This is a genomic window from Paraburkholderia sp., assembly GCF_035501035.1.
In the GTDB taxonomy this organism is placed as follows: domain Bacteria; phylum Pseudomonadota; class Gammaproteobacteria; order Burkholderiales; family Burkholderiaceae; genus Paraburkholderia.
This window is the reverse complement of record NZ_DATJWR010000340.1, coordinates 1-2,483: the sequence shown is the minus strand read 5'-3', so window position 1 is coordinate 2,483 and position 2,483 is coordinate 1. Positions and strand designations below refer to the sequence as shown.

At 68.5% G+C, this 2,483-nt stretch carries 2 protein-coding genes; one reads left to right on the top strand and one right to left on the bottom strand.

The annotated features are described in order from the left end of the window. On the bottom strand, positions 1-236 hold a 236-nt coding region (locus tag VMJ11_RS25125; RefSeq protein ID WP_325622837.1), incomplete at its 3' end, for a solute carrier family 23 protein. Between the two features lie 624 nt (positions 237-860). Here VMJ11_RS25125 and VMJ11_RS25120 point away from each other — a divergent pair. After that, positions 861-2,417: an FGGY family carbohydrate kinase gene (locus VMJ11_RS25120; protein ID WP_325622835.1), complete on the top strand. Its 1,557-nt coding sequence runs from the start codon at positions 861-863 to the stop codon at positions 2,415-2,417. Positions 2,418-2,483 lie beyond the last annotated feature (66 nt).

Genomic DNA, 2,483 nt, shown 5'->3' with positions numbered 1-2,483 from the left:
GTGGCGATGCCGCAGGCGAACAGGTCGGCGCTGATGAGGAAGGCGATCTGGTCCTTCGGCAGCCCGATCGCGCCGCCGATGATGAGCGGCACGGCAACCGCGCCTGCATACATCACGAGCACGTGCTGGATGCCGAGCGTGAGCAACTGGCCGAACGGCAGGCGCTCGTCGCAGGGGTGGACGTGCTTCTGGCCAGACCGCTGGACGGTGTGGTCCTCAATGCCCTTGGCTTGCATGTCGTCTGTCTCCGTCTGTTTGATTAAGGATATGGCCTCCAAGGTATGCGGTAGGAAAACTTGCAACAAGACCGCTGGGGACTATTCCGTGCTTTCCGGGGGTGATATGCACCCGGTCGGCTGGATGGGTGACATAAGGGCGGGATCGGCCCAATTGGGCCGCGCGCGGCCGGGCAATGGCGGCTTCGACGTGCGCCATTTCGGACCGCGCTTGCGGCGGTGCAAGGCGGGAAGTCCCCTGTTTCATGCTGTTGCAAGCCTTAGCCGCTTGTGCGCAGCGGCGTGGGCCTGGCGGCGCCGCGGCCGACACGGGGAGTGCGTGCCTGTTGTTGCGCAGGCCAACGATGCGCGGCGGGTCGTGTCACATATGGCCGCGCCGTTATGATGTCTATTTCGAATCCAGAATGTGAACGAATTTGCATCGCGACGAGACCTACCGGGTTAACCCGCGAAAGCGTGTTTTTCGTGCCGAAATCGGCTGTGTTGCAAGCGGGTTCGCTGCATGTTTGAAAACAGCGCCCGATGCGTTCTTCGCATCGCTTATCTCGCGACGCTTCACGCCGGTATGATGGCCTTTTCCGGCCCTCCGATCCGTTTCGCACACCATTCCGCACACCGTCTCCCATGAGTCCATTGCAAAAGCGCTTTCTCGGCATCGATCTTGGCACCGGTTCACTCAAACTAGGCATCTTCGATGGCGACGGCATCGAGCGCGCAACCGCGAGCGTTGCCTATGCGCTCGAAACGCCGCAGCCCGGCTGGGCCGAGATGGCCGTCGAGCGCTGGTGGAGCGCGCTCGTCGAGGCGTGCGCGAAGCTGCCCGAAAGCGAGCGCGCCGCGGTGCGCGCGATCGGCTTTTCCGGGCAGATGCATGGCGTCGTGCTCACTGACGCTGCGGGCCGCGCGTTGCGCCCCGCGATGCTGTGGCCCGACACGCGCGCGCATGCGCTGCTCGATGCATGGCCCGACGACCCCGCGCATCCGCAACCCAATCCCGTTGCGCCCGGCATGGCGGGCCCGCTGCTGCGCTGGGTGCTGCAGCACGAGCCGCAAGTCGCGCAGGCCGCACGCTGGGCGCTGCAGCCGAAAGACTGGCTGCGTGTGGCGCTGGGCGGCGCGTTCGCCGCCGATCCCTCGGACGCGTGCGCGACCGCGCTCGCCGCACCCGACGGCGCGTGGGACTTCGCGCTGATCAACCGCCTTGGCTTGCCCGCGCGCTGGTTCGCGCCGCTGGCCGCTTCGCATGCAGCGAGCGGCACGCTGAGCGACGCTGCCGCGCAGGCGCTGGGGCTGCTCGCCGGCATCGTGCTCGCGACGGGCGCGGGCGACACGCCTTGCGCCGCGCTCGGCAGCGGCCTCGCCGATGAAGGCGACGCGCTCCTCACCACCGGCACCGGCGGCCAGATCGTCGTGACCTCGCGCAGCGAACCCTCCGCGCGTCGCGGGCTGCATCGCTACCGCTCGGCCACGGGCGGCTGGTACACGATGGCCGCCATGCAGAACGTGGGTGTAGCGCTTGAAGCAGCGCGCGGCTGGTTGTCATACGATTGGGCCCTCGCCTACGCGGATGCGTTCGCCGCGCCGCCTTCCGCAACGCTCACGTTCCTGCCTTACCTGAGTGGCGAGCGCTCGCCGTGGCTCGACCCTACGGCGCGCGGCGGCTGGCTCGGCGCTTCGCTTGGCGACACCCGCGGCACGCTGATGCGCTCGGCGTTCGAGGGCGTGGCATTCGCGTTGCGCGCGGGCCTGGACGCGGTACGCGGCACCGGCATCGGTGAAGGCGAATTCGCGAGCGAGGGCACGCGCGATCATGCCCAAACCGGCCAGCCCGTGCCGACGCTCAAGCTCGCGGGCGGCGGCTCGGTCGATGCGCGCTGGCGGCAATTGCTCGCCGACGCGCTCGACGCCAGCCTCTACGCGATCGACTGCCCGAACGCGGCGGCGCGCGGCGCGGCGCTGCTCGGCGGCCTCGCGTGCGGGCACTGGCGTATGCGCGATCTCGCGGCGCTCGCGCCGGCGGCGACGCTGGTGTCATCGCCGGGCGAGGACGCGGCGCTTGCGCAGTCGCCTGGACACCCCCCGCTTGGGCAGCCGCGTGCACAACCCCTTGCACAACGTTACGCGCGCTTCATCGATCTGTACGGCCGCGTGCGAACCTGGTTCGCACCTGCGGCGCGATGAAGCGCATAGCCACCACCGATTCACAGGAGCAACGAAGATGAAAACGAAAGCCGCCGTCGCATGGAA